Origin of the sequence: Aquabacterium sp. (assembly GCF_050725395.1) — a bacterium.
Lineage (GTDB): Bacteria > Pseudomonadota > Gammaproteobacteria > Burkholderiales > Burkholderiaceae_C > Aquabacterium.
In genome coordinates, this window is record NZ_JBOHHL010000019.1 from 41,259 (window position 1) to 65,016 (window position 23,758).

Genomic DNA, 23,758 nt, shown 5'->3' on the forward strand with positions numbered 1-23,758 from the left:
GCCTTGATCCAAGGGGCTTGGCGGGGGCCTGGATTTGACCCACACTGGGTGGCGATCACATCAAAACAGTCAGGTCAGGAGCCTCGCCATGCCAGCACCTTTGCAAGACCCATTTCGGCGGACCACCTTCGGTCCCTCGGTGCATTACAAAGACCCCTTCGCCGCGCTCGATTGGCTGGAGAAAGCCTTCGGCTTCGAGCGGACCATGGTCATCACCGACCACGAAGGCCACCTGGGCCATTCCGAGATGCGCTTTGGCGAGGGCTACGTGATGGTCAGCCCGACCTGGAACGACAGCACCATGAGCCCGCTCGACCTGGAGGGCAAGAACACGCAGACGGTGCACGTGCAACTGAAGGACGGCATCGACGCGCACTGCGCGCGGGCGCGTGCGGCAGGCGCGGTCATCGTGCGTGAGCCCGAAGACCAGTTCTACGGCGACCGCGTTTATTCCGCGCGCGACCCGGAAGGCCACGTCTGGAGCTTTGGCCAGACCGTGCGCCAGGTCAGCCGCGAAGAGGCCGAACAGCTCAGCGGCTTGAAGATCGAAGGCTGGGTCTGAGCGGCCGGGCTCAGGCGGCCGCCGCGATGGCCTTGGCCGCCTGTTCCGCGGCCTCGGCCGCCAGGGCCTCCACCACCTGCGGTTTGCGCTTGGCCACCATGGCCAGCGAACACTTCTGCTGGATCAGGTCGTGCGTGGCGAACAACTCGGCGATCCAGTCCACGAACACGCGCAGCTTGTTGCTCAGGTGCCGGTTGGGCGGGTAGACCACGTAAACCGGCCGGGGGCCTGAGCACCAGTCCGTCAGCAAGGGATCGAGCGCGCCGCTGCTGATGTGGTCCTGCACCAGGAAGGTCGGCGCTTGCATGACCCCCAGGCCGGCCATGCCGGCGGCCACGTAGGCGTTGGAATCGTTCAGCGAGATCAAATGCCGGCCCAGCACTTCGTGCTCTTCGCCGTCCTTGCTCAGCTTGATGGGCTTGAGCTGGCCGGTGCGCGGCATGGTGTAGCGCACCAGGGTGTGGTTCTCTTCCAGGTCGCGCGGGTGCTGGGGCGTGCCGTGGCGCTTGAGGTAGTCGGGCGTGGCGCACATCACCAGGTACAGGTCGCCGATGCGGCGGGCCACCAGCGATTGGTCGTGCAACTCGCCGCCGCGCACCACGCAGTCGATGTTCTCGCTGACCATGTCCACCGGCCGGTCGCTCACGCCCAGGTCGAGCTGGATGTCGGGGTAACGCGCGTGGAAGTCGGGCAATGACGGGATGATGACGGCCATGCCCAAAGAAGCGGGCACGTCGACCTTCAGGCGCCCGCGCGGGCTGGCCTTGGCGCGCGACATGCTGGATTCGAGCTCGTCCAACTCGCCCAGCAGGCGCGTGGCGCGGTCGTAATAAGCCGCACCGTCGGGCGTGACGGTGACACGGCGCGTCGTGCGGTGCAGCAGCTTGGTCTGCAGCTCCGTCTCCAGGGTCTGGATCAGGCGCGTGACCGTGGGCTTGGGCATGGCCATCGAATCGGCCGCCTTGGTGAAGGTGCCGGCTTCGACCACCCGCACGAAGGTTTGCATGGCGAGGAATTTGTCCATGGGTGTCGATTGTTGTCGCGTTTGAAATAAAGCATAAGCGCCAGGGCTATTTATTGGCAAGGCCCAATCCAATAAATTCTGCTGCATCGCAACATCGTGCAGGGGCCACCACCGTGGCCACAGAAGATGGCTTCCACCTACCCCACCGAGATCCCCGTGCTGGACCAGGCCTTGTCGGTGCGCTTCTATGGCGCCAAGCCGAAGGCTGGGCATGTGCCATTGGTGGTTCACTTCCACGGCGGGGCTTTCGTGCAGGGTGGTCTGGACAGCGGCTCGACCGTGGCGCGGCTGATTGCCGAGGCGGGCGCGGTGGTGGTCTCGCTGGACTACCCCTTGGCACCCGCCCACCCGTTTCCGCAGGCGGCCGACCAAGGGTACGCGGCCCTGCAATGGGCCTTCAAGCACCGCGGCAAGCTGGCGGGTGACAAGGCGCCTGTGTTCGTGGCCGGTGAAGAGGCCGGGGGCAACCTGGCCGCGGCCCTGACCCTGATGGTGCGCGACCAGCGCCAGCCCCCGCTGGCGGGTCAGATCCTGCTGTCGCCCATGCTCAACCCTTGCCTGGGCACCGCTTCATTGCGCGCGGCCGATGCCGGTGTCAAGGGCTGCCGCTGGGCCGATGGCTGGAAGCACTACCTGTCGCAGGTGGGCGATTGCAGCCACCCTTACGCCGCGCCCGGCCCCTCGATGCGCCTGGGCGAACTGCCACCCACCTTGCTGCTGACGGCCGGCGACGACCCTTTCAAGGACGAGTCCCTGGACTACGCCCGGCGCCTGCGCGCGGCTGGCGTGAAGGTCAAGGACGCCGTCCTGCCCGCCCCCACCGGCTGGCCCTGTAGCTGCATGAGCCCCGCCAGCCACGAGGCCCCCTGGGCCGAGAGCGTGCGCCGACACGTCCAACAGTTTTTCGCCTCATCCAACGCATCTGCATCTGTTCCAAAGGGAATCCCATCATGAAGAACCGCATCAACGCACGTCCCTGGGCCATCGGCACCGTGGCCACCGCCCTCATCGCCGCATCCGCTGGCTACTTCGGCCTGCGCGCCCTGCCCGATGCCAAGGCCAACGCGGCCGAAACCTCGGCCCAGCCACAGGCCACGCCGGTGTCCGTCGCCGTGGTCACGGCCTCCGACGTGGCGACTTGGGATGAGTTTTCGGGCCGTCTTGAAGCGGTCGAGCGCGTGGACGTTCGTTCGCGCGTGGCCGGCGCCATCCAGTCGGTGCATTTCCGCGAAGGCGCCATCGTCAAGCAGGGCGATCTGCTGATCACGATCGACCCTGCGCCCTACGCGGCCGAGGTGGACCGCGCCGAAGCGCAGGTGGTGTCGGCCCAGGCCCGCGCCACCTACGCCAAGAGCGACCAGGCCCGGGCCAAGCGCCTGCTGGACGAGCAGGCCATCGCCCAGCGCGAATACGACGAACGCCTGAACGCCCTGCACGAGGCCGACGCCAACCTGCGCGCCGCACAAGCGGCTTTGAACACCGCCAAGCTGAGCCTGGGCTACACGCAGGTGCGCGCCCCGGTGAGTGGCCGCGTGGGCAAGCTGGAAGTCACCGTGGGCAACCTGGTGGCGGCTGGCCCGGGTGCGCCGGTGCTGACCACGCTGGTGTCGGTCAGCCCCATCTACGCCAGCTTCGACGCCGACGAGCAGGTGGTGATGCACGCCTTGCGCGACCTGCCGGGCGGCGCCAGCGCACGTGGCAAGCTGGAAAGCATCCCCGTGCAAATCGGCACCGCGACGACAGAAGACGCGACCATCGCCGGGCACCTGCAGCTGATCGACAACCAGGTCGATGCCAAGAGCGGCACGGTGCGCGTGCGCGCTGTGTTCGACAACGCTGATGGCAGCCTGATGCCGGGCCAGTTCGCCAAGGTGCGCATGGGCCAGACCAAGACGACCGGCGCGCTGCTGGTCAACGAACGCGCCATCGGCACCGACCAGAGCAAGAAGTTCGTGATGGTGGTGGGCGCCGACAACAAGACCGCCTACCGCGAGGTGACCTTGGGCGCCGAGGCCAATGGCCTGCGCGTGGTCACCAGTGGCCTGAAGGCCAATGAGCGCATCGTCGTCAACGGCTTGCAGCGCGTGCACCCCGGATCGCTGGTCGCCCCGACCACGGTGCCCATGGACGCCAAGCCCGAACTGCAAGCGCGCCAAGAAGGCAAGCCCCAAATCTAAAAGAAGAACGCCATGAACCTGTCCAAATTCTTCATCGACCGCCCGATCTTCGCGGGTGTGCTGTCCCTGTTGATCTTCATCTCAGGCCTGATCGCATTGCGTGCGCTGCCGATCTCCGAGTACCCCGAGGTCGCCCCGCCCTCGGTGATCGTGCGCGCGCAGTACCCAGGCGCCAACCCCAAGGTCATCGCCGAAACCGTGGCCACGCCGCTGGAGGAATCCATCAACGGCGTCGAGAACATGCTCTACATGGGCAGCCAGGCCACCACCGATGGCCTGATGACGCTGACCGTGACCTTCAAGCTGGGCACCGACCCGGACAAGGCGCAGCAGATGGTGCAGAACCGCGTGTCGCAGGCCGAAGCGCGCCTGCCCGAGGAAGTGCGCCGCCTGGGTGTCACCACCATCAAGAGCGCGCCGGACCTGACCATGGTGGTCCACCTGGTCTCGCCCAACAGCCGCTATGACATGACCTACCTGCGCAACTACGCGGTGCTCAATGTCAAGGACCGCCTCGCGCGGATCGAAGGCGTGGGGCAGGTGCAGTTGTTCGGCTCGGGTGATTACTCGATGCGCGTGTGGCTCGATCCGCAAAAGGTGGCGCAGCGTGGGCTGTCAGCGGGTGACGTCGTCAAGGCGATCCGCGAGCAGAACATCCAGGCCGCCGCCGGTGTGGTCGGTGCCTCGCCCGGCCTGCCGGGTGTTGATTTGCAGTTGTCCATCAACGCGCAAGGCCGCCTGCAAAGCGAAGCCGAGTTCGGCGACATCATCGTCAAGAGCAGCCCCGATGGTGCCGTGACGCGCCTGAAGGACATCGCCCGTCTTGAGCTGGGCGCTTCTGAATACGCCTTGCGCTCGCTGCTGGACAACAAGTCTGCGGTGGCCGTGCCCGTGTTCGCTGCGCCGGGCTCCAACGCCATCCAGATCTCGGACAACGTGCGCGCCACCATGGCCGAGATCAAGAAGAACATGCCCGAAGGCGTGGACTACAGCATCGTCTACGACCCGACGCAGTTCGTGCGCTCGTCCATCGACGCCGTGGTGCACACCTTGCTCGAAGCCGTGGCCCTGGTGGTGATCGTGGTGATCCTCTTCCTGCAAACCTGGCGTGCTTCGGTGATCCCGTTGCTGGCCGTGCCGGTGTCGGTGATCGGCACGTTCGCGATCATGCATTTGTTCGGCTTCTCGATCAACGCGCTGAGCCTGTTCGGCCTGGTGCTGGCCATCGGCATCGTGGTGGATGATGCCATCGTGGTCGTTGAAAACGTGGAGCGCAACATCGAGGCTGGCCACAGCCCGCGCGAGGCCACCTACCGGGCCATGCGCGAAGTGTCCGGTCCCATCATCGCGATCGCCCTGGTGCTGATCGCCGTGTTCGTGCCGTTGGCCTTCATCAGTGGTTTGACCGGCCAGTTCTACAAGCAGTTCGCGCTGACCATCGCCATCTCGACCGTGATCTCGGCCGTCAACTCGCTGACCTTGTCACCGGCCTTGGCCGCCATGCTGCTGAAGGGCCACGACGAACCGAAGGACAAGCTCACGGTCTTCATGGACAAGACGCTGGGCTGGTTGTTCCGCGGCTTCAACAAGGTCTTCCACCGCGGCTCGCACGCCTACAGCGGGGGCGTCAAGCGCGCCATCTCGGGCAAGGCCGTGATGCTGGTGGGCTACCTGATTTTGGTGGGCGTGACGGTGGGCCTGTTCAAGGCCGTACCCAGTGGCTTCGTGCCAGGCCAGGACAAGCAGTACCTGATTGGCTTTGCGCAACTGCCCGATGGCGCCACGCTGGACCGCACCGAGAACGTGATCCGCCGCATGGGCGACATTGTGCTCAAGCAGCCGGGCGTGGAAAGCGCCGTGGCCTTTCCCGGCCTGTCGATCAACGGCTTCACCAACAGCTCGAACTCGGGCATCGTGTTCGCCACCTTGAAGGGCTTTGACGAGCGCAAGACCAAGGACCTCAGCGGCGGCGCCATCGCCGGCCAGCTGAACCAGAAGTTCGGCGCCATCCAGGACGCCTTCATCGTGATGTTCCCGCCCCCACCCGTGCCGGGCCTGGGCACCACGGGCGGCTTCAAGCTGCAGATCCAGGACAAGGCCTCGCTGGGCTACGAGGCGCTGGACGCCGCCCTCAAAGCCTTCATGGCCAAGGCCTACAAGGCGCCTGAGCTGACGGGCATGTTCTCCAGCTTCCAGGTCAACGTGCCGCAGCTGTATGCCGACATCGACCGCACCAAGGCCCGCCAGTTGGGCGTGCCCTTGACCGATGTGTTCGACACCATGCAGATCTACCTGGGCAGCCTCTACGCCAACGACTTCAACAAGTTCGGCCGGACGTATTCGGTGCGGGTTCAGGCGGACGCCGCCTTCCGCGCCCGGTCCGAGAACGTGGGGCAGTTGCAGGTGCGTTCCAGCACCGGCGAGATGGTGCCGCTGTCGGCCCTGATGAAAGTCAAGCCCAGCTTCGGGCCCGAGCGTGCCATGCGCTACAACGGCTTCCTGTCGGCCGACATCAATGGCGGTGCGGCCCCCGGCTTCTCATCCGGCCAGGCGCGCGAAGCCGTCGAGCGCATCGCTGCTGAAACCTTGCCCCCCGGCATCGGCTTCGAATGGACCGAGCTGACCTACCAAGAGATCCTGGCCGGCAACTCCGCCATCCTGGTCTTCCCCTTGGCCATCCTGCTGGTCTTCCTGGTCCTGGCCGCGCAGTACGAAAGCCTGACCTTGCCACTGGCCATCATCCTGATCGTGCCCATGGGCCTGTTGGCCGCGATGACCGGCGTGTGGCTGTCCAACGGCGACAACAACGTCTTCACGCAGATTGGCTTGATCGTGCTGGTGGGCTTGTCCGCCAAGAACGCGATCCTGATCGTGGAGTTCGCCCGGGAGCTGGAGTTGAACGGACGCACCCCACTGCAGGCCGCGATCGAAGCCAGCCGCTTGCGCCTGCGCCCGATCCTGATGACCTCGCTGGCCTTCGTCATGGGCGTGCTGCCCCTGGTGCTGTCCACGGGCGCGGGCTCGGAGATGCGCCAGGCCATGGGCGTGGCCGTGTTCGCCGGGATGATCGGCGTGACGGCCTTCGGCCTCTTCCTCACCCCCGTGTTCTACGTGCTGATGCGCCGCCTGGCGGGCAACCGCCCGCTCAAGCACCACGGCGACGTGCCGCACATCGACGCCCTGCCCGATGGCAGCGGCGCCCCCCTGCAGGAGCAACCCGCATGAAAAAAACATTCTTGTTGAGCCCCGTGCTGGCCGTCCTGGTCCTGGCTGGGTGCGCCTCGGCGCCAGCTGTGGACACCGCCCAGTTGCCGATCACGCCCGCGAACTTCAAGGAAGAAGGCCAAGCCCGCTGGACCGTCAGCGCACCCGCCGAAGCACAAGCGCGTGGCGCCTGGTGGAAGTCCTTCAATGATCCGGTGCTGGACGAGCTGGTGGACCGTGCCGGTGCGCGCAACACCAGCATTCAGACGGCCGCCGCGCGCTTGGCGCAAGCCCGCGCCTTGCTGAGGTCGGCCGATGCGGACCGCCTGCCGCAAGTGGGACTGGGTGCAGGCGTCAACCGCCAAACGGCGCCCGCCATCGGCACGCCCCTGGGCACCGTGGCCAATGTGGGCGCCAACCTCTCTTACGAGCTGGACCTGTTCGGCCGTCTGGCCAAGGCATCCGACGCCGCCAGCCTGGATGCGAAGGCGCGTGAGGCGCTGTTGCAGAGCACGCGGCTGCTGGTCCAATCCAACGTGGCGCAAAGCTACCTGCAACTGCGCGCGCTCGACACCGAACGCACCTTGGTGCGCGACACCGTGGAGGCCTACCGCAACACCTTGAGCCTGACCGAGCGCCGCTTCCAGGCCGGCGACGTGGCCGAGCTGGACGTGGCCCGCGTGCGCACCGAGGTCGCGGCCACCGAGTCCGAGGCCATCGCGCTGGACCGGCGCCGCGCCGAACTCGAGCACGCCCTGGCCGTGCTGGTGGGCGAGGCCGCGTCCAGCTTCCAGGTCGAGCCGCGTGACTGGAACACGGCATTGCCCGTGATCCCGGCGGGCGTGCCTTCCACGGTGCTGGCCCGCCGCCCCGATGTGTCCGCCGCGCAGAATTCGCTGCTGGCCGCCCAGGCGCGCGTGGGTGTGGCCAAGGCCGCGTGGTTCCCCAGCCTGTCGCTGACCGCCAATGGTGGCTACGCCTCGCCCGACCTGGGCGACCTGTTCAAGTGGTCGACCCGGGCCTGGGGCGTGGGTGCTTTGTTGTCGCTGCCCATCTTCGATGGCGGCAAGCGCGAAGCCGGCGTGCAGATCGCGAATGCCGACCTCGACATCGCCGGCGCCGCCTACCGCGAGCAGGTGCTGGTGGCTTTCAAGGACGTGGAGGACCAATTGTCCGCCCTGCGCCTGCTGGCCGACCAGGCGCAAGCCCAGTCGCGCGCGGTGGACTCGGCCACGCGGGCCACGGTGCTGTCGGCTTCACGCTACCGCAATGGCCTGGTCAGCCAACTGGAGCTGCTGGACGCGCAACGCAGCGAGCTGAGCAACCGGCGCCAAGCCTTGCAGGTCAAGGCCGCTCAATACCAAGCCACGGTGGGCCTGGTGCGTGCCTTGGGCGGCGCCTGGGAGTGAGTCCTCCCCCCTTTGGGGTGTCCCCGAGCTGACCGTGTGGCGGTAGCATCGGGGCAAGGCCTTGCCAAAGAGTGGCCTGATACCTCAGGGGGAACCAAGCTCATGGACATCACGACCTTTTCAGTCGGCGCGGGCCTGTCGATCGTTCTGTTGATCCTGGTCTTGCAAACCGCGCCCATCTGGTTTGCCGCCAAGATCGTGGGCGCGGGCAAGACCGAGTTCCTGCCCGTGGGCATCGCGGTGGTGGCGGGGGGCGTGATCTCCGGCTTGCTGCTGCTGTCCCTGGGTTTGAAGGCGTTGCTGATCATGCCCTTCGTGTACCTGGGCATCTACAAGTTCTACCTGGACACCTCTTTCCTGGGCGCTTTCATCCTCTTCGTGCTCGGTCTGTCTTTCCAGGCGGCCTTGAACAAGTTCCTGGGGGTCTTCTTGCTTTAGTCCGCCGATCGAATCGGTCAAGCCACGGCGGCGGCCAGCCAGCGGCCGCCAGCCGCCACACTGTCGATCAACACCGTGCCCTGTCCGGCGGGCAGTTTGTCCGCCCAACCCCCCAGCGCCGCGCCCCCCAAAATCACCGCCTTCAAGGCGGGCGCTTGCGCGAGGATGTCGGTCACCGCCTGATTCAGGCTGCTCGCACCTTGTGTCGGATCCGCGGCCAGCTCGCCGCCGTGGGCTTCCACGGTGAGCACGCGTTGCAAGCCGGCAGGGCCGCTCATGTCCCATCCCCGGGCCAGCCGTTCCAGCATGGGGCCCCACGCTGCGCCCCCGGTGACGATGCCGAAGGGCCCGATCGCATTGGCTTCCTGCATCGAGGCTTCGGCCAGTCCGATCACGGGCACCCCGGTGATTTCGCGCAGGGCCCACACGCCGGGGTCGCCAAAGCAGGCCACCAGCACGGCCTGGGGCTGGCCGTGCTGAAACAAATGCAGGTGCCAGGCGTCGAGCACCGCGTGTGCGCCCATCACGTAGCTGGCTTCCGAGGCGATGTAGTCGTTGCCGAAGGTGGCGGTGGTGCCGATCACGTCCACGCCGCGGTCGGCCACGAAAGGTGTGAGTTGTTTGACCAGCTCGTCGGTCAGCTCGGCCCGCATATTGGGGTTGATGATGAGCACATGCATGGCGGCTCCTCGGAAGGGCGTTCAGCGCGCGGGTGCGCGCCGACGCCGTGGCGCGGGTTTGGCCAGCGCCTGGACCACGTCCACGCCGGCCGTCTCTGCTTGATTGAAGCACAGGCTGGCCTCGATGTGGGCCAAGTGCTCGGTCATCAAACGCACGGCTTCATCGGTGCCGCCCTTGCCTTGTGAAGCGCTGCGCAAGGCGGTCAGCAGCCCCCGGTGCTCCTCGCAGCGGCAGGCCTGCACCCAGCGCTGGGGCAATTGGCCACCGGCCACCCGCAGGTGTTCGACCGGGGTGTAGCTCATCAGGATGAGGCTGGTGCGGGACACCAGCTTGTGCAGGAAGCGCGCGAAGGTCTGGTGGGCCGCGGCTTCGGCCAGCAGCAAGTGGAACTGGCCGGACATGCGCAGGGCCATGGTCTTGTCGCCGGTCTGGCGCGCCGCTTCCTCGGCCTCGATGCAATCGGCCAGGGTCTTCAGGTCCCGGGCCTTGGCCCGGGCCGCGAAGCGCTGCACCAGCACGGTCTCGACCACGGCACGGGCCTCGAACACCTCGCGTGCCTCTTCCACCGTGGGCTCGGCCACGCTGGCACCCTTGTTGGGCTGGAGGGTGACGACCTGTTCTTGCGCCAGCCTGATCAGCACTTGGCGGATGCGCGTGCGCGAGACGCCGAAGGCCTGGCCCAGCTTGTCCTCGACCAACTTGGTGCCGGGCAGCAGGCGCTGGTCCACGATGGCCTCGATCAGGCGTTGGTAGATCTCCTCGTCGGACAAGGTCGACGTGGGTTCGGCGGGGATGGGTTTGGGCGATCGGGGGGTGGGCATGGAAGGGGGTCAGGCCTGGGCTCCCGCGCGGCGCCGCATCAGCGCGGCGGCACCCAGGGCGGCGAAGATCACGAGCAGCGACACCACCGTGGTGCTGCTGCCCAAGGCATAGATCGAGGGCGTGGTCACCGTGGTGGTCAGGCCCTGCAATTCCAACGGCAGTGTATTGACATCGCCAATGGCCTGCGATGAACGGGCGATCTCGTCCCAGCTGAGCGTGAAGCCGAACATGCCCACGCCCACCAGCGAGGGACCGATCAGGGGCAGGACCACGTGGCGCAGCGTCTGCCATGGCGTGGCGCCCTGGTCGCGCGCGGCCTCTTCATAGGCGGGGTTGAAGCGGTTGAACACCGCGAACATGATCAGCATGCCAAAGGGCAAAGTCCAGGTCAGGTGCGCGCCCAGGCCCGAGGTGTACAGGCCCATCAGCGTGGTGTAGGACTCCAGCGTTTCGGTCCAGCCCGCGTGCTCCAGCATCGACTTGATGACGCCATCGAACAAGCGGAACTGCAGGCCGATGCCCAGCGAGATGATGATGGACGGCATGATCAGGCTGGCCACTGCAGTGTAGAACAACAGGCCGCTGCCCTTGAAGCCTTTGCGGAAAGCCAGGCCCGCCATCAGCGAGAACAGCGTGGTCAGCAGCATCACCACCACGCCCAGCGCGATGGAGCGCCGGATGGCCGCGCCGATGTCGACCACACCCAAGCCCTTGAACAGCTCTTGGTACCAGTGCAGCGACAGGCCGCGCATCGGGAAGGTCAGCCCGCCTTCGGGCCCTTGAAAGCTCAGCACGAAGATGGTGATCACCGGCCCATACAAAAACAGGATGTACAGCGCGCAAACGATGGCCAGGGGGATGAAGCCGCGCGAGCGGCGGCGAACGGTGCCGGCCATCAGAGTTCCTTGCGCAAGTCAACGAGGCGGTTCAGCGCCACGATGATCAACAACACCACCCCCAGCAGCACCACGGCATTCGCGGCGGCCAGCGGGAACTGCAGGTAAGAAGTCTGCACCTGGATGGTCTTGCCGACCGAGGCGATCTGCTGGCCGCCCATCACGCCCACGGTGACGAAGTCGCCCATGACCAGGGTGATGACGAAGATGGAGCCGATCAGGATGCCGGTGCGGCACAGCGGCACGATGACGTTCCACAGCGTTTGCCAGGCGGTGGCACCGGCATCGTCCGCCGCCTCGATCAGCGAACGGTCGATCTTCATCATCGAATTGAAGATGGGCACCATCATGAAGGTGGTGTTCAGGTGCACGAAGGCCAGCACCACGGCGAAATCCGAGTACAGCAGCCATTCAAGTGGCGCGTTGGTCAGCCCCAGGCTTTGCAGGGTCTGGTTCACCCAGCCGTTGCGGCCCAGCAGCGGAATCCACGAGATCATGCGGATCACGTTGGACGTCCAAAAGGGGATGGTCATCACGGTGAAGATCACCGTTTGCGCGCCCACACTGGGCACGTGGAACGCCACGAAGTAGGCCAGCGTGAAACCGATCACCAGGGTGATCAGCCACACCAGGCCGCAGAACTTGAGCGTCGACAGGTAGGTCTTGAAGGTGGTGCACAGCTCGCCCGATTCACCACCGCCAAAGCAACCGTCGAACAAGGACACGTAGTTGTCCAGCGTGAAGCCGGGCTCCAGCGTGTACTCGTTCTGCGGCCAGAAGCTCACCGCGCCCACGAGCAGCAGCGGCATCACGAAGAAGACCAGAAAGACCCCGCCCATGGGCAAGGCCTGGATCCAGGCGGGCAAGGTTTTCATGGTGGTGATGGTGCTGCTGCGTCGAAGGGTTGGATCAGAAGCTGTGCGTGATGCCGGCGGTCACCAGTGTCTGCTTCTGGCCGGGCAGGCCGGCGAAGCCATTGCCTTCGGTGACGAAGGCGAAGTTGGCGTTGCCCATGTTGCGCGAGAAGATCAGGTTGGCGTTCAGGCTGGTGCGCTTGGACAGGGCATAGCTGGCGCGCACGCGGGTGAAGCCGGTGCCGTCGGCGCTGTTGTCCACGTCCTTCTTCACGTAGTCCACCGACATGGCGGCGGCAGCGCCAATGGGCACGTCCAGGCCCACGTCGAACAGCTTGGCCTTGAAGGCGCCCGCGTTGGTGCTGGCCGTGCCAGGCGGGGGCACCAGGTAGTTCACCTCGGACGAGGCCAGGCCCAGGCGGGTCTTGAGCACCTTGAAGTCATAGCTCAGGCCGCCGGCGTACATGCTGTTGCCTTTGTAGAGACCGAAGGGGTCCTTTTCTTGGAAAGCGGTCAGGCCGATGCTGAAGCCGCCCACGGTGTAAGTGGCGGCGCCCTGGATCTTCTGGCCCGCGCTCTTGCCCACGGTTTTCTCGCCGGCCGAGTAATACACGCCGCCTTCGAAACCGCCCCAGTTGGGCGAGTTGTACTTGATGGCGTTGTCGTAGTAATCGCTCAGGGCGAAGAAGCCGCTCATCAAGAAGGGCGAGTAGTAGCCGAAGACAAAGTAGTTGCCCATGTAGTCGTCGGCCACGTTCCACTGGTGGCCCAGCTTGATGGAGCCGAAATCGCCGGCCAGGCCGACGTAGGCGCCACGGTTCCAGAAGGCGCTGCGTGCCGCGCCCGTGTCAGGCGCGATGGAGGACTCCAGGTCGAACACCGCCTTCAGGCCACCGCCCAAGTCTTCCACGCCCTTGACGCCGATGCGGGAGTTGACGATGGCGTTGTCTTCGAGCTTGGCCACGGATTTCGTGGTGCCCAGGGCGGGGTTGTAGACCTTGCTGGCGCTCAGCACATCCAGGCCGATGGCGCCATAAATGGTGACCGAGGACTGGGCCTGCGCGCTGCCGGCCATGCACAGCAGGGCGGCGGCGGCCAGGGCCGAGCAGGTGAAGAGGGAATGCTTCATGAGTGGGATGCTCCGAGGGGTGAAATCAATGAGGGGAAAGAAAAATCAGGCGGCCACGAACTCGTTCCATTTCTGGACCATGTAGGTGTTCTCGTCCATGAGCGCGTTCCAGCAGGCGATGCCGCCCATGCGGTCCTCGTAGCTGCCGCCATCGCGCTTTTCACCGGCCTTGGCCAGCAGCTGGCCGGTGGGCGACTTGATGTCTTGAGAAGCGGGCTTGCCTTCCATCCAGTAAGCCCACTCGTAGGCTTCCATCTTGGCTTTGGCGGTGTCCAGCACGGCGCTGTAGTAGCCCTGGCGGTTCAGGTAGGCGCCGGCCCAGCCATCGAGGAACCAGTTGATGAATTCATAAGTGGCGTCCAGCTTCTTGCCCGAGGCGGTGGCCGGCACGCCGAAGCCGGCGGCCCAGGCGCGGTACCCTTCCTTCAAAGGCTGGAAGGTGCAGGCGATGCCCTTGGTGCGCACGGCGGTCACGGCGGGCGACCACATCGACTGGATCACCACTTCGCCCGACGACATCAGGTTGACCGACTCGTTGAAGTCCTTCCACAGGCTGCGGAACTGGCCGGCCCGCTTGGCCTCGATCAAGGTCTTGATCGTCAGGTCGATCTCCTTCTTGGTCATGTTGCCCTTGTCGGGGTACTTGTAGAGGCCCATGGCCTCGACCACCATGGCGGCGTCCATGATCCCGATGGAGGGGATGTTGAGGATGGCGGCCTTGCCCTTGAACTCGGGGTTCAGCAGCTCTTTCCAGCTGGTGATGGGGCGCTTGATCAGGTCAGGGCGGATGCCCAGCGTGTCGGCGTTGTAGACCGTGGGGATCAGGGTCATGAACTGCGTGGGCGTCGAGGCGAACTTCTTGCTCTTCTCGCCTTCCAGGAACATCACCTTCTTGGGCGCGGTGCCTTGGTCGCCCACCTTCTTGCCGTTGACCTCGCCCTTGGTGAACAGCGAGGTGATCTTGTCGGCGTTCTTGATGCGCTTGACGTCGATGCCCTTCAGGTTGCCCGTGGGGATGATCTTCTTGAGCGAGAAGTACTCGGTGTCGATCAGATCGAAGCTGTTGGGCGCGGTCACGGCGCGCTTGGTGACGTCGTCGGTCGTCACGGGGATGTACTGCACCTTGATGCCGGTGTCGGCCTCGAACTTGTCGGCGATGGTTTTGTCCTGGTTGACGGCGGTGCCCAGGTAGCGCAGCACGATGGGGTCGGCCGAATGCACGAAGGGCGCGTAGCCGCTGGCCAGGATGCCGGTGGCGCCCAGCAGGCCTCCCTTGAGCACGGTGCGGCGCGACAGGCCGGTGTTCGTGTCGGTGGATTCAGTGGTGGGCGTCGTGCCGAGATCTTCGGGGCGTTGAGGCATGGGTCTCTCCAGGGATGAAAACTGTGGGGTGGTGAAAATGGATCAGGCGGCCAGGGCATGCACGTCGGACGCCAGCCAGTGGGCGGAAGCGCGCTCGCCGGGCTGCCAGGGTGCGGCGTCGAAAGCCGCTTCGCTGAGCACCACGTTGAGCTCGCCTTCGTTGGGCAAGGCCGGGCTTTGCAGGGTCAGCAGCACATAGGTGCCTTGGTACTCCACGCCGGTCACGGTGGCCGGCAGGCTGGTGTTCGAGGTGGGCAGCGCTTCGCGGCTCAGCTGGGTCTTGTCGGTGCGCACGGCCAGCTTGGCGGTGCTGGTGGGGATCACGTTGTGGCCACCGATGAAGCGCGCCACGAACTCGGTGCGCGGCGCGTTGAAGATCTGGTGCGGCGTGCCGTCCTGCTCGATGCGGCCGGCGTTCATCACCACCACCTGGTCGGCCAGGGCCATGGCTTCTTCCTGCGAGTGGGTCACGTGGATGAAGGTCATGCCCAGGCTCTTTTGCCAGGCCTTGAGTTCGGCGCGCATCTTGATGCGCAGGAAGGGATCGAGCGCCGACAGCGGCTCGTCCAGCAGCAGCACGCGCGGTTCGGTGATCAGGGCGCGGGCCAGGGCCACACGCTGTTGCTGGCCGCCCGACAACTCGGCCGGCTTGCGGTGCGCCAGGTGGCCCAGCGACACGCGTTCCAGCAGCGCCTGGGCCTTGGCGTGGCGCTCGGCCTTCTCCATGCCGCGCATCTTCAGGCTGAAGGCCACGTTGTCCAGCGAACTCAGGTGGGGGAACAGCGCATAACTCTGGAACATCATCGAGGTGCCGCGCGCCGACGCCGGCAGGTGCGTGATGTTGCGGCCACCCAGCACGATGTCGCCTTCGCTGGCGTCTTCGTGGCCGGCGATCATGCGCAGGGTCGACGTCTTGCCGCAACCCGACGGGCCCAGCAGGCAGCAGTAGTGGCCGGCCTTGATCTTCAGATCGATGTGGTCGACGGCCATGGGAGCCTGGGGGCCTGCGCCATAGCGCTTGACCAGGCTCGTCAGTTCCAGGTCGGCCTGGGCGGCCATGGTGGCCTTGCGTTGCTCGTGAAGCGGCGGGGATGACATCGGACTTCTCCATCGGGCTTGCGCCAACGGAGGCCTTCATTGCAATGCATGTGCCAGCTTTTTTTGCGCTTTTCCGGGGCGAAACGCCTGCAGTGCGCACCAGATTGCATACAAAAACTGTATTCAATGTGCCTGTGATTTGTGCATGCACTTGATTGGTGGCCGCCGGGCTCGGGTAAGCCTGGATGTGATCGCTCGTCCAAACCCCGGTTTTTTCGGCCACGGTCTGATACAAATCGTTTCCCACCAAATGAAACGGGGAAAGCTCCATGAGGACACACAGCATCAGGATTTCTTGGGCAGGCAGTGCTTTGCTCGCCTTGGTCGGTGGCTTGTCCAGCGCGCAGGCCCTGGCCGAAGATGCGCATTACTTCGTGGTGCGCGAACAGGCCAACGGCGCCTTGAGCATCGCTTCCCACCGCGTCGTCAACCTCCGTGGCAAGGTCTCGCCCATCGCGTCGAGCCAGCCGGGTCGACAGCAGAGCGTGCTGGCCGCGGCCATGCTCGACAAGCAGACCGGCGAGCAGGTCTTCACCACGCAGGCCTTGGGCTCCCCCTGGATCCGCGCGGAGTTTCAAAGCCCAGGCCAGACCCAGATCGACGGCAAGGTGTTGCCCGCCGGCGAACGGCAATACGTGCTGCGCTTGCCGGTGCAGGCCGGCAAGTTGTTGCGCCTGAAGGGCAACACCACGGCTTCGGGCAACAGCGCGAAGGCATCGTCAGCCTTCGCCAAGGCGCCGCCGCCGGCCACGCTGGACATCGACCTCGACCAGTACGCGGTGCCCGCCGCTTCGCGCGCCGCCCCACCCCCGGCCGCCGCCGCGCCGGGCAGTGAAAGCGGCCTGCTGATCAACCATGGCGACGCGTCCAATCGCCTCGACCTGCTGGTGGTGGCCGAGGGCTACACCCTGGCGCAGAAGGCCCAGTTCTTGACGCAGGCCACCGAGTTGGCCAACAAGTTGCTGTCCATCTCGCCTTACAAGGACTACCAGCAGCTCATCAATGTGCGCTGGTTGTTCGTGCCTTCGAACCAGTCTGGCGCCGACAAGCCCGATTGCGGCGAAACCCCCGGCGCGCCCGTCGTGTCCGTCGACACGGCCTTCGACGCCACCTATTGCGCGGCCGGCTTGCGCCGACTGCTGGTGGTCGACACGGGCAAGGTCCTCACCGCGGCCGGCGACGTGCCCGACTGGGACATGCTCGCGGTGCTGGTCAACGACGATGAATATGGCGGTTCGGGCGGCTACATCTCGGTGGCCTCTACCAACGGCGCGTCAGCCGACGTCATGCAGCACGAACTCGGCCATTCTTTCAGCAAGCTGGCCGACGAGTACGACAGCCCCTATCCTGGTTACCCGTCCTGCAGCGACCTGCCCGGCAGCGTCCTGGGCGCCTGCGAGGTCAACGTGACCGACCAGACCGCGCGCGCCAGCCTGAAATGGAAGCGCTGGGTGGCCAGCACGACCCCCATCCCCAGCGTGGCGCCCCAGGCCGACCCCATCGCGGCGGGCCTGTGGCAAGGCGCGCGCTACCAATCCAGCGGCATGTACCGCCAATGCTTCAGCGGCATCATGCGCTCGCTGGGCGCCCCCTTCTGCCATGTCGACGGGGAGGCGTTCGTCAAGCAGCTGTTCGGCGGGGGCTGGGGCTCGCCAAGTGCCGGCATCAGCCTGATCGACCCCGGCGCATTGCCCAGCGAATCGGCGGTGACGGCGAGCGTCGGCACCCAGGTCGGCTTCCAGGCCACGCTGGCCGGTTCGGCCACCACGGGTGGCCTGACCGCCACCTGGTACGTGGACCAGCAGCCCGTGCAAACCACGGCCACCCAGCACGGCCAGGTGCAGACCTTCAACTACCCGGTGGCCAACAACGCCCTGCACACGGTGGAATTGAAGGTCAAGGACAACACCCCCCTGACCCTCGACGCGCCCGCGGCGTCCCGGTCCTGGACGGTCCAAGGTGTCGCCGTCTTGCCGGGCGCGCCCGTCATCCACGCGCTGACCGCGGGTTGGTATTCGCTCAAGCTGTCCTTCGCGCCACCAGCGCCGGTGCCCGGCGCCACCATCACGGCTTACGTCTCCACCTGCACCTCGCCCAACCGGGCCACGGTCACCACGTCGGCCAGCAAGTCGCCGATCTCGATGCCTTGGTTGCCCGGTGGCGTGACCTACACCTGCACCGTCTCGGCCAGGAGCGCGGCGGGCATGGGCCCGGCCTCGGCGTCGCGCAGCGCCAAGACGCTCAAGTTGTTCTGAGGATGATCACGGCGGCTCCCTAACTCGAAGTGACGAGCCCCCTAAGGCTTGGCGTTGCGGGTCTTGGCCCGCGCCCCTAGCCTTGGGGCCTGCTCAATCAGCTTCAAACAAGGAGATACGCATGACCACTTCCAAGCACATCCAGCACGCCCTCTGGCGCCGCGCCGCCCTGGCCCTCGCCACCACCTGCCTGGCCTTGCCCGCCATGGCCGCCACCTCCGGCTACAGCCAGACCTGGGACACGGCCGGCGATCTGGCCGGATGGGTCGGCAACACCATCGACAGCGTCGTCAGCAACCCCGGGGTGGGCGGGCATGGTGGCGGCTACCTCGAAACCGCCCGTTCAGGTGCCTTCTCGATCGGTGCTGACACCGAGCTGCCGGCCGCCACGGGCAGTTTCGGCGGCCAGGTCTGGACCGCCAAGGTCGACCTGATCGGCCTCACGGGCACCACCAGCGACGTCTGGCTGCGTTTTCGCTACCAGGACAGCACCTTCAACGGCTGGCGCTACCGCCTGACCGATGCGCTGACCGGCGATTGGCAAACCCACGCCGTCAGCTTCGACGCCAGCTGGAGCGACCTGGAAGCCAAGGCCCATGGCTGGCAAACCGACTTCGCCGATGGCTCGGGCAGTGTTGGCTGGGCCCAGACGCTGTCCAAGGTCTACACCACCGAGATCCGCATCGATGGCACCCCGGCCTTGAAGGCGGGCATCGACAACTTCTCGCTGAGTGCTGTGCCCGAACCTTCGAGCTGTGCCCTGGTGCTGGCCGGACTGGGCGTGGCGGCCGCCTTGAAGCGTCGTCGCCGCTGAGCAAGCGCTTGGGCTGACAGCTCAGGGGCCGCCGGTGGCCGCGTGAGCCCCTGCGCTGGTGCCCGTGTCCACGGCGTGGCCGGCCTCCCGCCAGGATTTCATGCCGCCATCCAGCGCCACCGCGCGTTGAAAGCCCATGGTGCGCAGCGTGGCGGCCGCGAGGGTGGAGATGAGCCCCAGCTCGCAATAGACCAGGATGCGCCGGGTCGGGTCCGGCAAGGCCTGGTTCACGCGCAATTCCAGCTGGCCGCGCGGCAAGTGCTGGGCGCCCGGCACGTGGCCTGCTTCAAAGGCATCGCGTTCGCGAACGTCCAGGAGGATGAGGCCCGGATCGCCTGAATCGATGCGCCGCGACAATTCCGCCAGCGACATGAAGGGCACCATGGCCGCGGCTTCGGACAGCATCTGCGCGACGGTCCGGCCCCCGCTCAGGTTGGTCCGCAGGGCCTCGGTGATGTGCGTGGGCATGTTCAGGTTCAGGTTGCCCATCAGGGCGATGAACGCCTCGCGATTCGGCACCTGCAGGCGCGGGTTGCTGGCCAGTTCGTCTCCGATCGTGGTGTGCGTCCGGTTCTTGTACTCATGGGCCGGGTAGACCCGGGTGGCGGGGTCCAGCTTCAACACCTTGCCGAACAGGCTGTCGTAGAGCTCGCCGGAGTGGCCGGTGGGCAGATCGGTGCGGCCGGTGCCGCCGATCAGCAGGGTGTCGCCGGTGAACACGATGCCGTCGGTGAGCAGGCACATCGAATCGGCGGTGTGGCCAGGCGTGTGCAGCACTTGCAGGCGGACCTTGCCCACGGCGACCATGTCGCCCTCGTCCACCCGCATGTCCACCCCGGGTGTCGGCGTGCTCCGGTGCATCACCACCTGGGCCTTGAACTCGGCCGCCACTTGCTGGCGGGCCGAGAAATGGTCGGCGTGCGTGTGCGTGTCGATCACATAGCGGATGCGCAGACCGTCGCGCGCGGCCAGGGCCACGTAGCGGTCGATCTGGCTGACCTCGGGGTCGATCAGCGCCGCCGCGCAGGTGTCGGTGCAGCCGACCAGGTAGGAGCGGCAGCCTCCGGATTCGACCCTCTCCAGGGAGACCACGCGTCCGCCTCGCTCAGCGCGGTTGCTTGGTCACGCGCAGGTAAGGCTTGACGGCCGTCCAGCCTTGGGGGAACAAGGTCTTGGCGTCGTCGTCGGTCACCGAGCCGGCGATGATCACGTCGTCGCCGGGCTGCCAGTTGGCGGGCGTGGCCACCTTGTGCTTGACCGTCAGCTGCATCGAGTCGAGCACGCGCAAAATCTCGTCGAAGTTGCGGCCCGTGGTCATCGGGTAGGTCAGCATCAGCTTGATCTTCTTGTCGGGGCCGATGATGAAGACGGAGCGCACCGTGGCGTTGGTGGCGGCCGTGCGGCCTTCGGACGAGCCCGCTTCTTCGGCGGGCAGCATGTTGTACAGCTTGGCCACGGCCAGGTCGGTGTCACCGATCATGGGGTACTTGACGGCGGCGCCTTGGGTTTCCTCGATGTCGGCGGCCCACTTGCTGTGGTTCTCGACCGGGTCCACGCTCAGGCCGATCAGCTTGGTGTTGCGCTTGGTGAACTCGGGTTCGATCTTGGCCATGTAGCCCAGCTCGGTGGTGCACACCGGGGTGAAATCCTTGGGGTGCGAGAACAGGATGGCCCAGCTGTCGCCGATCCAGTGGTGGAACTGGATGGGGCCCTGCGTGGTCTGGGCGGTGAAATCGGGAGCCGTGTCGTTGATGCGCAGTGACATGATCGTTCCTTGAGAATGTGGGCGGGCGGGACTGGCGACGATCTTACGCACGCGTCATGCCTTGTCAACGACCTGCTGCTGGCGCCACCTCCCCATGGCATCCCCTCTGAAGAAGACCCTCCTTTATGAAGTCCTTGAATTTCCAAGCCGCCATCATCGACCTTGACGGCACCATGGTCGACACCCTCGGTGACTTCGTCGTGGTGCTGCAGCACACCCTGAACGACATGGGCTGCCACCCGATCGAGATCGCCCGGGTGAACCGCGGCTTCATCGAGCTCACGGTCGGCAAGGGCACCGAAGACTTGTTGCGCAGAAGCCTGGCCCACGCCTGGGGCCTGGCCGACGACGATGCCGAGGTGGCGGCCCAGGTGCCCGAGGCTTGGCGGCATTACCAGCAGCACTACACGCGCCTGAATGGCCAGCATGCCGAGGTCTTCCCCGGCGTGGTGGAAGGTCTGCAAAAGCTCAAGGCCGCGGGCCTGCCCCTGGCCTGCCTCACCAACAAGCCCACCGCCTTCGCGCAGACCCTGCTGGAGCGCAAAGGCCTGCGGGGCTTCTTCGACCAGGTGTTCGGTGGCGACGCCTTCGAGCGCAAGAAGCCCGACCCCTTGCCCTTGCTCAAGACCTGCGAAGCCCTGGGCACCTTGCCTGCCCGCACGTTGATGGTCGGCGACTCCAGCAACGACGCGCAGGCGGCCGGGGCGGCGGGTTGCCCGGTGGTGCTGGTCACCTACGGCTACAACCATGGTGAGCCGATTGACCGGGTGAGTGCGCTGGCCCACATCGCCCGGCTGGACGAGCTGGACCTGGCGCCACCGATCAGTCCAGGGCGTTGAGCACTGGCGGCGCGCGGTAATCCAGCAGCGCGTCCTTCAGGGCTTGCGAGGGCGGGGTCTTGCCCAACCAGGTGCGCAGGATGGCGTTGAAGAACTCCGGGTCCTGGATGGGCAGGCCGGCGGGCTGGTCGTTCACGAAGAACACCGTGCCGCGCTTGGGCACCCATTCGATGGCGAAAGAGTCGCCTGGCGACATGCGCTTGATGCGCGAAAACTGCTCGCCCATGGTGCGGATGGCGGGGATGAGTCCGAAGAACTGGGTGCGGGTGCTGTTGTTCTCGACGCCGGTGGTGATGAGTTTGCCCAGCTCGTCGATGCGCATGCCCTGCAGCATCACGAAGCGCAACTGCTTTGGCCCGGGCATCGACAGGACCACATCGGCCTGGCTGCTCTTCTTGGGAACATACAGCGCCACGGTGTAGATCTTGGCCACGGCGCGGTAGCTGATGCCGCTGCCATTGAGCACCAGGGGGGCGCCTTCCACCTTCAGCGATGCCGGGTAGTGGATGCCGGCCAGATCGGCGTTCTGGGCTTGCACCACCGGGGCCAGCATGCTGAGCGCCAGTCCCAGGCCCGACAACAACATCTTCGAATACTTCGACAACATAGTGCTCTTCCGTGCGTCCAACTGACACTGCAGGGTCAAGGGGATCTTAATCTTGCAGCGCTTCTGCAAGATGGGGTAATGCCCTTGAATCAGGGTAGGCCCTGCTAAACTGAATCGATGTTCATGACGCGCAAACTGATCAAGGGGTCGCACGACCGGGGGGCTTGGCCCTGGCGGTGTTCGGCCGTCTCCATCCAGTGGGCCGCGTCTGCATCGTCGCATCATAGGCGGTGATCCGCGCGATCACTGGGCCCCCAAGAGGGTGTTTGCAGGCCAGTGTTGTTACACAACGCTTCCGCGGCAGCCCCATCCCCATCTGATCCGACACGCTGAGTTCATCCCACATGATCACTGAATCCGAATTCCAGGCGCTGGCCGCCGCGGGCCACAACCGCATTCCCCTCGTCGCCCAGGCCCTGGCCGACCTCGACACCCCGCTGTCGCTCTACCTGAAGCTCACGCGCGGCTCGCCGCACAGCTTCTTGCTGGAATCTGTGGTGGGAGGTGAGCGTTTCGGCCGCTATTCCTTTGTGGGACTGCCCGCCCGCACCCTGGTGCGCGCCACCGGCCGCCACGTCGAGGTCGTGACCGACGGTCAGGTGGTCGAGTCCGCCGAAGGCAACCCGCTCGACTTCATCGCCGCTTACCAGGCACGCTTCAAGGCGGCCATCCCCAAGGGCCTGCCACGCTTTTGCGGTGGCCTGGCAGGTTACTTCGGTTACGAGGCCGTGCGCCACATCGAACCGCGCCTGTCCAAGGTTCAGAAGCCCGGGGGCATCGGCACGCCCGACATCCTGCTCTTGCAGTGTGAAGAGCTGGCCGTGATCGACAACCTGGCCGATCGCCTGTATTTGATTGTCTATGCCGACCCGGCCCAGCCTGGCGCTTACGCCCAGGCCAGCGCGCGCTTGCAGCAGCTCAAGGCGCTGCTGAACGAAACCGTGGTGGCGCCTTCGATCGAGGCGGGCGAAGCGCAGCCCGTCGAGCGCGAGTTCGACAAGGCCGACTACCTGGCCGCCGTGCTGCGCGCCAAGGACTACATCGCGGCGGGCGACATGATGCAGGTGCAGGTTGGCCAGCGCCTGAAAAAGACCTTCAAGGCCCACCCGCTGAGCCTGTACCGTGCCCTGCGCTGCATCAACCCCAGCCCTTACATGTACTACTACGACATGGGCGATTTCCAGGTCGTGGGCGCATCACCTGAGATCCTGGTGCGCCAGGAGCAGGGCGAAGACGGGCAGAAGATCACCATCCGCCCCCTGGCCGGCACGCGCCCGCGCGGTGCCACGCCCGAGCTCGACAAGGCCCTGGAGGTCGAACTGCTGGCCGACCCGAAAGAGCGCGCCGAACACGTCATGCTGATCGACCTCGCGCGCAACGACATTGGCCGCATCGCCAAGACGGGCAGCGTCAAGGTGACCGACGCCTTCGTGGTTGAGCGCTACTCGCACGTCATGCACATCGTCAGCAATGTCGAAGGCCTGTTGAAAGACGGCATGACCGCGCTCGACGTGCTCAAGGCCACCTTCCCGGCCGGCACGCTGACCGGTGCGCCCAAGATCCGCGCCATGGAAATCATCGACGAGCTGGAGCCCGTGCAGCGCGGCATTTACGGCGGTGCCGTGGGCTATTTGAGCTTCGGCGGCGACATGGACGTGGCCATTGCCATCCGCACCGGCATCGTCAAGGACCAGGTGCTGTACGCGCAAGCGGCGGCGGGCGTGGTGGCCGACTCGGTGCCCGAACTGGAGTGGAAGGAAACCGAGGCCAAGGCGCGCGCGCTGCTGGCCGCGGCCGAGATGGTCGAAAAAGGCCTCTGAAA

Annotated in this window: 21 protein-coding genes; 10 read left to right on the plus strand and 11 right to left on the minus strand. The window is 65.9% G+C overall.

What is annotated here, in order from left to right:
• Positions 1–100: 100 nt before the first annotated feature.
• Positions 101–562 (plus strand): VOC family protein, encoded by a 462-nt coding sequence (locus ACREB4_RS12950; protein ID WP_431588676.1) that lies wholly within the window; start codon positions 101–103, stop codon positions 560–562.
• Positions 563–572: 10 nt separating this feature from the next.
• Here the strand turns inward: ACREB4_RS12950 and ACREB4_RS12955 are convergent, their stop codons facing one another.
• Positions 573–1,586, minus strand: a complete 1,014-nt coding sequence (locus ACREB4_RS12955) for a LysR substrate-binding domain-containing protein (RefSeq protein WP_431588641.1) — start codon at positions 1,584–1,586, stop codon at positions 573–575.
• 126 nt (positions 1,587–1,712) lie between these two features.
• On the opposite strand from ACREB4_RS12955, the gene ACREB4_RS12960 reads away from it, so the two are divergent.
• The 5 genes from ACREB4_RS12960 (at position 1,713) to ACREB4_RS12980 (ending at position 8,814) form a co-directional block, all read left to right on the plus strand.
• On the plus strand, positions 1,713–2,540 hold the full coding sequence (locus ACREB4_RS12960) for an alpha/beta hydrolase (RefSeq protein WP_431588642.1): 828 nt from the start codon (positions 1,713–1,715) through the stop codon (positions 2,538–2,540).
• Positions 2,537–3,763 (plus strand): efflux RND transporter periplasmic adaptor subunit, encoded by a 1,227-nt coding sequence (locus tag ACREB4_RS12965; RefSeq protein WP_431588643.1) that lies wholly within the window; start codon positions 2,537–2,539, stop codon positions 3,761–3,763. Before ACREB4_RS12960 ends, ACREB4_RS12965 begins: the two co-directional genes overlap by 4 nt.
• A 12-nt stretch (positions 3,764–3,775) precedes the next feature.
• Complete coding sequence (locus tag ACREB4_RS12970) at positions 3,776–6,988, plus strand: efflux RND transporter permease subunit (protein WP_431588644.1); 3,213 nt, start codon at positions 3,776–3,778, stop codon at positions 6,986–6,988.
• On the plus strand, positions 6,985–8,376 hold the full coding sequence (locus tag ACREB4_RS12975; protein WP_431588645.1) for an efflux transporter outer membrane subunit: 1,392 nt from the start codon (positions 6,985–6,987) through the stop codon (positions 8,374–8,376). Before ACREB4_RS12970 ends, ACREB4_RS12975 begins: the two co-directional genes overlap by 4 nt.
• Before the next feature lie 102 nt (positions 8,377–8,478).
• On the plus strand, positions 8,479–8,814 hold the full coding sequence (locus ACREB4_RS12980) for a hypothetical protein (protein WP_431588646.1): 336 nt from the start codon (positions 8,479–8,481) through the stop codon (positions 8,812–8,814).
• A gap of 17 nt (positions 8,815–8,831) precedes the next feature.
• Here ACREB4_RS12980 and ACREB4_RS12985 read toward each other — a convergent pair whose 3' ends face one another.
• The 7 genes from ACREB4_RS12985 to ACREB4_RS13015 are packed head-to-tail and all read right to left on the minus strand — an operon-like array spanning position 8,832 to position 15,656.
• The gene (locus ACREB4_RS12985; protein WP_431588647.1) at positions 8,832–9,494 is read right to left on the minus strand and encodes an aspartate/glutamate racemase family protein; all 663 of its coding nucleotides are present in this window, start codon (positions 9,492–9,494) and stop codon (positions 8,832–8,834) included.
• A gap of 21 nt (positions 9,495–9,515) precedes the next feature.
• Positions 9,516–10,316, minus strand: coding sequence for a GntR family transcriptional regulator (locus ACREB4_RS12990; RefSeq protein ID WP_431588648.1), 801 nt, complete (start codon positions 10,314–10,316; stop codon positions 9,516–9,518).
• 9 nt (positions 10,317–10,325) lie between these two features.
• A complete protein-coding gene (locus tag ACREB4_RS12995) occupies positions 10,326–11,213 on the minus strand; it encodes an ABC transporter permease (protein WP_431588649.1) in 888 nt (295 codons plus the stop codon).
• The gene (locus ACREB4_RS13000) at positions 11,213–12,088 is read right to left on the minus strand and encodes an ABC transporter permease (protein ID WP_431588650.1); all 876 of its coding nucleotides are present in this window, start codon (positions 12,086–12,088) and stop codon (positions 11,213–11,215) included. Before ACREB4_RS13000 ends, ACREB4_RS12995 begins: the two co-directional genes overlap by 1 nt.
• A gap of 34 nt (positions 12,089–12,122) precedes the next feature.
• Positions 12,123–13,196, minus strand: a complete 1,074-nt coding sequence (locus tag ACREB4_RS13005) for a porin (RefSeq protein ID WP_431588651.1) — start codon at positions 13,194–13,196, stop codon at positions 12,123–12,125.
• A 45-nt stretch (positions 13,197–13,241) separates the two neighbouring features.
• On the minus strand, positions 13,242–14,558 hold the full coding sequence (locus tag ACREB4_RS13010; RefSeq protein WP_431588652.1) for an ABC transporter substrate-binding protein: 1,317 nt from the start codon (positions 14,556–14,558) through the stop codon (positions 13,242–13,244).
• Positions 14,559–14,600: 42 nt separating this feature from the next.
• A complete protein-coding gene (locus tag ACREB4_RS13015) occupies positions 14,601–15,656 on the minus strand; it encodes an ABC transporter ATP-binding protein (protein ID WP_431588653.1) in 1,056 nt (351 codons plus the stop codon).
• Positions 15,657–15,925: 269 nt separating this feature from the next.
• On the opposite strand from ACREB4_RS13015, the gene ACREB4_RS13020 reads away from it, so the two are divergent.
• The gene (locus tag ACREB4_RS13020; RefSeq protein ID WP_431588654.1) at positions 15,926–17,911 is read left to right on the plus strand and encodes a M64 family metallopeptidase; all 1,986 of its coding nucleotides are present in this window, start codon (positions 15,926–15,928) and stop codon (positions 17,909–17,911) included.
• Between the two features lie 121 nt (positions 17,912–18,032).
• Positions 18,033–18,725 (plus strand): PEP-CTERM sorting domain-containing protein, encoded by a 693-nt coding sequence (locus tag ACREB4_RS13025; protein ID WP_431588655.1) that lies wholly within the window; start codon positions 18,033–18,035, stop codon positions 18,723–18,725.
• A 21-nt stretch (positions 18,726–18,746) separates the two neighbouring features.
• Here the strand turns inward: ACREB4_RS13025 and ACREB4_RS13030 are convergent, their stop codons facing one another.
• Positions 18,747–19,817 carry an MBL fold metallo-hydrolase gene (locus tag ACREB4_RS13030; RefSeq protein ID WP_431588656.1) on the minus strand — a complete coding sequence of 357 codons (1,071 nt, stop codon included), beginning with the start codon at positions 19,815–19,817 and terminating at the stop codon, positions 18,747–18,749.
• A 13-nt stretch (positions 19,818–19,830) separates the two neighbouring features.
• On the minus strand, positions 19,831–20,490 hold the full coding sequence (locus ACREB4_RS13035) for a peroxiredoxin (RefSeq protein WP_431588657.1): 660 nt from the start codon (positions 20,488–20,490) through the stop codon (positions 19,831–19,833).
• A gap of 125 nt (positions 20,491–20,615) precedes the next feature.
• Here ACREB4_RS13035 and gph point away from each other — a divergent pair, with 125 nt between their 5' ends.
• Entirely contained in the window at positions 20,616–21,329 is a 714-nt protein-coding gene (gene gph / locus ACREB4_RS13040; protein ID WP_431588658.1) for a phosphoglycolate phosphatase, read from the plus strand.
• On the opposite strand, the gene ACREB4_RS13045 is transcribed toward gph, so the two are convergent.
• Positions 21,313–21,936: a chalcone isomerase family protein gene (locus ACREB4_RS13045; protein WP_431588659.1), complete on the minus strand. Its 624-nt coding sequence runs from the start codon at positions 21,934–21,936 to the stop codon at positions 21,313–21,315. The genes gph and ACREB4_RS13045 overlap by 17 nt on opposite strands.
• A gap of 344 nt (positions 21,937–22,280) precedes the next feature.
• On the opposite strand from ACREB4_RS13045, the gene trpE reads away from it, so the two are divergent.
• On the plus strand, positions 22,281–23,756 hold the full coding sequence (trpE, locus tag ACREB4_RS13050; RefSeq protein ID WP_431588660.1) for an anthranilate synthase component I: 1,476 nt from the start codon (positions 22,281–22,283) through the stop codon (positions 23,754–23,756).
• Positions 23,757–23,758 lie beyond the last annotated feature (2 nt).

Excerpts from the sequence above, each read along its gene's own strand:
- ACREB4_RS13010 (WP_431588652.1), bottom strand. The coding sequence starts at position 14,558 with ATGCCTCAACGCCCCGAAGATCTCGGCACGACGCCCACCACTGAATCC.
- ACREB4_RS12995 (WP_431588649.1), bottom strand. The coding sequence starts at position 11,213 with ATGGCCGGCACCGTTCGCCGCCGCTCGCGCGGCTTCATCCCCCTGGCC.
- ACREB4_RS12975 (WP_431588645.1), top strand. The coding sequence starts at position 6,985 with ATGAAAAAAACATTCTTGTTGAGCCCCGTGCTGGCCGTCCTGGTCCTG.
- trpE (WP_431588660.1), top strand. The coding sequence starts at position 22,281 with ATGATCACTGAATCCGAATTCCAGGCGCTGGCCGCCGCGGGCCACAAC.
- ACREB4_RS12990 (WP_431588648.1), bottom strand. The coding sequence starts at position 10,316 with ATGCCCACCCCCCGATCGCCCAAACCCATCCCCGCCGAACCCACGTCG.
- ACREB4_RS12970 (WP_431588644.1), top strand. The coding sequence starts at position 3,776 with ATGAACCTGTCCAAATTCTTCATCGACCGCCCGATCTTCGCGGGTGTG.
- ACREB4_RS13015 (WP_431588653.1), bottom strand. The coding sequence starts at position 15,656 with ATGTCATCCCCGCCGCTTCACGAGCAACGCAAGGCCACCATGGCCGCC.
- ACREB4_RS12985 (WP_431588647.1), bottom strand. The coding sequence starts at position 9,494 with ATGCATGTGCTCATCATCAACCCCAATATGCGGGCCGAGCTGACCGAC.
- gph (WP_431588658.1), top strand. The coding sequence starts at position 20,616 with ATGAAGTCCTTGAATTTCCAAGCCGCCATCATCGACCTTGACGGCACC.
- ACREB4_RS13035 (WP_431588657.1), bottom strand. The coding sequence starts at position 20,490 with ATGTCACTGCGCATCAACGACACGGCTCCCGATTTCACCGCCCAGACC.
- ACREB4_RS13025 (WP_431588655.1), top strand. The coding sequence starts at position 18,033 with ATGACCACTTCCAAGCACATCCAGCACGCCCTCTGGCGCCGCGCCGCC.
- ACREB4_RS12955 (WP_431588641.1), bottom strand. The coding sequence starts at position 1,586 with ATGGACAAATTCCTCGCCATGCAAACCTTCGTGCGGGTGGTCGAAGCC.
- ACREB4_RS12960 (WP_431588642.1), top strand. The coding sequence starts at position 1,713 with ATGGCTTCCACCTACCCCACCGAGATCCCCGTGCTGGACCAGGCCTTG.
- ACREB4_RS12965 (WP_431588643.1), top strand. The coding sequence starts at position 2,537 with ATGAAGAACCGCATCAACGCACGTCCCTGGGCCATCGGCACCGTGGCC.
- ACREB4_RS13020 (WP_431588654.1), top strand. The coding sequence starts at position 15,926 with ATGAGGACACACAGCATCAGGATTTCTTGGGCAGGCAGTGCTTTGCTC.
- ACREB4_RS13045 (WP_431588659.1), bottom strand. The coding sequence starts at position 21,936 with ATGTTGTCGAAGTATTCGAAGATGTTGTTGTCGGGCCTGGGACTGGCG.
- ACREB4_RS13000 (WP_431588650.1), bottom strand. The coding sequence starts at position 12,088 with ATGAAAACCTTGCCCGCCTGGATCCAGGCCTTGCCCATGGGCGGGGTC.
- ACREB4_RS13005 (WP_431588651.1), bottom strand. The coding sequence starts at position 13,196 with ATGAAGCATTCCCTCTTCACCTGCTCGGCCCTGGCCGCCGCCGCCCTG.
- ACREB4_RS12980 (WP_431588646.1), top strand. The coding sequence starts at position 8,479 with ATGGACATCACGACCTTTTCAGTCGGCGCGGGCCTGTCGATCGTTCTG.